The following is a 3,406-nucleotide window of genomic DNA, read 5'->3' as shown; positions in this document are numbered from 1 at the left end:
GGCACACCGGCCAACCGGTCATGCGATCCCTGACCGCCTACGACCACTGACCCCTTGGAATCGATCATCTAGGGGTGTCCTGCCGATCAGGTGACGTGCGGCGCCAGACCTGGCGGGGTGCGAACCCTTCACGTCGCAGCCAGTGCTCGGTATAGACAATCCGCTCGGGCTCAACGACCACAAGGGTGTCTTCGGGCGGCTCGGACACCGACCGGCCCCGCTCGGCGTGCTCGTTCTCCCATCGGAACGCCTCCCAGTAGTGCGCACGGTCCGGATGCGCCGGATCGAGCACCCGGGCAGTTCCAAACACCTGAGCCCCACGGCTGCTGGCCAGCCCGACCAGCGGCGCGAAGATCCCGACGGATACTCGCGGATCGGCGGCGATATTGCGCATCTTGGGCGAGCGCGGCGAGGCCGTGAACAGCACCGTGAAGTCGAGCGGGTAGTACCGCACCGGGGTGGCCAGCGGGCCGTCCGGACCCGTGGTCGCGAGTACGCACATGTTCTGCGACGACAGCAGGTTGAGAATGCGCTCTTCAAGCCGTTCACGGTTGAGCCGCCCAACCGGCGTGGGGCCGGCCAGCCACGGGTTCGTCAACGGCATACGGTGTCCCCGATCATGACGAGCACCCTACTCACACGCCGACCTGAGCAGTCACCAAGATCGGGCAGGACCCGCGCTAGGAGCGGCCACGTCGCAGCGGTTCAGGCCCGCGCAGGGTCCACCGATCCGTCGTGTCCCGAGGGGCTGTCAGCTTCGTCGGGCTGCCAGTGGGTGGGACGGCCACTGGCCCCGCCCAACCACACCGACAGGGGCCGTTGCTGCCGTCCCATGGAGCGGCGCATCGCGTTGACCAGGGCCAGCTGTGCGTGGGCCGGCGCCACCATCGCCTGCTCGAAATCATCCTGGGACAGTGGCGTCGTCGTCGTGTCCACTCCCGCGGCGGCATCGAGGAGTCCGCGCACCGCTTGGCCGAACTTGTCGATCTCCGTGGCGACGGCGCTCGGTGCGACGAGGCTGGCCGACATCAACGCCGTACTCCAAGCGCCCCAGTCGTAGTCCCAGGTCCTGCGTCCCAGGTGGGCGCGCCGCAGGATCATCGAGAAGGTGGCGTACTCGCGCAGCAGGTCCTGGTAGGCGGCGAGCTGACGATCCCGTAACCAGTGCCGATCCTGCGCGCGCCGGGTGAGCATTCCGCCGACGACGACGCCGACGGTTGCCGAGAGCGCGCCGCCAACGGTCGTGACGACGATATCCAGCAACCTCATGACCCCTCCCGTGGCCGCTGGGCACGAGCATCGGCGATCGCCACCCTGATCGTCAACGACACGACCAACCGCGAACGGCGACTTGACCTGAAGTTCGGATGAGGTCCTAGCCTTCGACATCGGAGGTACGCATGAGCATGGAAGTTACCGCGTGGACGTCTCTGCGCCACGCGATGAACGCGCGGGACGAGCGACCGCTGTCCCGCGCCACCCTGAAGCGGATCGCGCGGTTCGCCCGACCGCACCGCGCACTGATCGTCAGATTCCTGCTGTTGAGTGTGGTGACGGCAGTCCTCACGGTGGCGTCGCCGATTCTCGCCGGTCGGGTGGTCGACGCGATCGTCGACGGCGCCGACGGCGGCGTCGTGGTCCGGTTGGCCGTCCTGATCGCGGTGATCGCCCTCGCCGAGGCCGGCCTCGGGCTGGTGACGCGATTCCTCTCCGCCAGCATCGGTGAGGGGCTGATCGTTCAACTGCGGACGGCTGTCTTCGACCACGTCCAACAGATGCCGGTGGCGTTCTTCACGCGGACCCGCACCGGTGCGCTGGTCAGCCGACTGAACAACGACGTGATCGGCGCGCAGCGGGCCTTCAGCGACACCCTGTCCAGTGTGGTCGGCAATGCGGTCACGCTGATGCTGACGTTGGCCGTGATGCTCAGCTTCTCGTGGCAGATCACGCTGTTGGCGCTCGTCCTGCTGCCGATCTTCGTGCTACCGGCCCGCCGCATGGGCTCGCGGCTCGCCCGCTTGCAGCGTGAGGCGGCCGAGCACAACGCGGCCATGAGCACACGCATGACGGAACGGTTCTCAGCGCCCGGCGCCACCCTGGTCAAGCTGTACGGGCGACCGGCCGAGGAGTCCGCCGAGTTCGCCGCCCGGGCACGGCGGGTACGGGACATCGGCGTCCGTACGGCGATGCTGCAGTGGGTCTTCATCACCGCGCTCACCGTGGTCGGCTCGCTGGCACTGGCCCTGGTCTACGGGCTGGGGGGCCTGTACGCCCTGCGCGGCAGCCTCGACGCCGGGACCGTGGTCGCCCTCGCGCTGCTGCTGTCACGCCTCTACGCACCGCTGACATCGCTGGCCAGCGCCCGGGTCGAGGTGATGAGCGCGCTGGTGAGCTTCGAGCGGGTCTTCGAGGTCCTCGACCTCAGGCCGCTGATCCTCGACAAGCCCGACGCACGGCCGCTTCCCGACGGGCCCGTCGCGGTCGAGTTCGACGCGGTGCGCTTCGGCTACCCGTCCGCCGACCGGGTGTCCCTCGCATCCCTCGAGGACGTGGTGAAGCTCGACACGCGCGGCGGTGAGGACGTGCTGCACGGGGTGTCGTTCCGCGCCGAGGCGGGGCAGATGGTCGCACTCGTGGGCTCCTCCGGGGCGGGCAAGTCGACGATCGCGCAGTTGGTGCCCCGCCTGTACGACGCCGATGACGGGACCGTGAAGCTCGGCGACGTCGACGTCCGCGACCTGTCCGCCGAGTCGATCCGGACGGCGTTGGGTGTGGTCACCCAGGACGGGCACCTCTTCCACGAGAGCATCCGTGCCAACCTGGCGTTCGCCCGGCCCGACGCCAGCGAGGACGAGATGTGGGACGTGCTGCGGCGGGCCCGACTCGAGGACCTGATCCGTACGCTTCCCGACGGTCTCGACACCGTCGTCGGCGAACGCGGATACCGCCTGTCCGGCGGCGAGCGGCAACGGTTGACCATCGCTCGGCTGTTGCTGGCCCGCCCGCGCGTGGTCATCCTCGACGAGGCCACCGCGCACCTCGACTCCACCTCGGAGGCGGCGGTCCAGGACGCCCTCGCCGAGGCCCTGGCCGGTCGCACGAGCGTGGTCATCGCGCACCGGCTCTCCACCATCCGGGCGGCCGACCAGATCCTCGTCGTGGAGGCCGGCAGGATCGTCGAACGCGGACGACACGGCGACCTGCTCGCGGCGGGCGGTCGCTACCACGAGCTGTACCGCACCCAGTTCGCCCAGGAGCAACCGACGGTCCAGGAACAACCGACGGTCCAGGAACAACGCGTGCCGATCTAGACCCAACGCCGTTCAGTGAGGCGTTTCGGTAGGCCGTCAAGCGTGTCGTGGAGACGAGGCAGCGGAGCTCCGGTATAGAGGGTGGCCACTCTAAG

At 68.9% G+C, this 3,406-nt stretch carries 3 protein-coding genes; 1 reads left to right on the top strand and 2 read right to left on the bottom strand.

Annotated features, from left to right (window positions below; all coding sequences use genetic code 11):
• Positions 1 to 64: 64 nt before the first annotated feature.
• On the bottom strand, positions 65 to 604 hold the full coding sequence (locus ACLQ25_RS32490; protein WP_425734552.1) for a pyridoxamine 5'-phosphate oxidase family protein: 540 nt from the start codon (positions 602 to 604) through the stop codon (positions 65 to 67).
• Between the two features lie 101 nt (positions 605 to 705).
• Complete coding sequence (locus ACLQ25_RS32485) at positions 706 to 1,269, bottom strand: hypothetical protein (protein ID WP_425734551.1); 564 nt, start codon at positions 1,267 to 1,269, stop codon at positions 706 to 708.
• 131 nt (positions 1,270 to 1,400) lie between these two features.
• On the opposite strand from ACLQ25_RS32485, the gene ACLQ25_RS32480 reads away from it, so the two are divergent.
• Positions 1,401 to 3,311, top strand: coding sequence for an ABC transporter ATP-binding protein (locus tag ACLQ25_RS32480; RefSeq protein ID WP_425734550.1), 1,911 nt, complete (start codon positions 1,401 to 1,403; stop codon positions 3,309 to 3,311).
• The last annotated feature ends 95 nt before the right edge of the window (positions 3,312 to 3,406 follow it).

Origin of the sequence: Micromonospora sp. DT44 (assembly GCF_049841635.1) — a bacterium.
GTDB lineage: Bacteria > Actinomycetota > Actinomycetes > Mycobacteriales > Micromonosporaceae > Micromonospora.
The sequence above is the reverse complement of the archived record's forward strand: the minus strand, read 5'-3'. Positions and strand labels throughout refer to the sequence as shown.

Excerpts from the sequence above, each read along its gene's own strand:
- ACLQ25_RS32490 (WP_425734552.1), bottom strand. The coding sequence starts at position 604 with ATGCCGTTGACGAACCCGTGGCTGGCCGGCCCCACGCCGGTTGGGCGG.
- ACLQ25_RS32485 (WP_425734551.1), bottom strand. The coding sequence starts at position 1,269 with ATGAGGTTGCTGGATATCGTCGTCACGACCGTTGGCGGCGCGCTCTCG.
- ACLQ25_RS32480 (WP_425734550.1), top strand. The coding sequence starts at position 1,401 with ATGAGCATGGAAGTTACCGCGTGGACGTCTCTGCGCCACGCGATGAAC.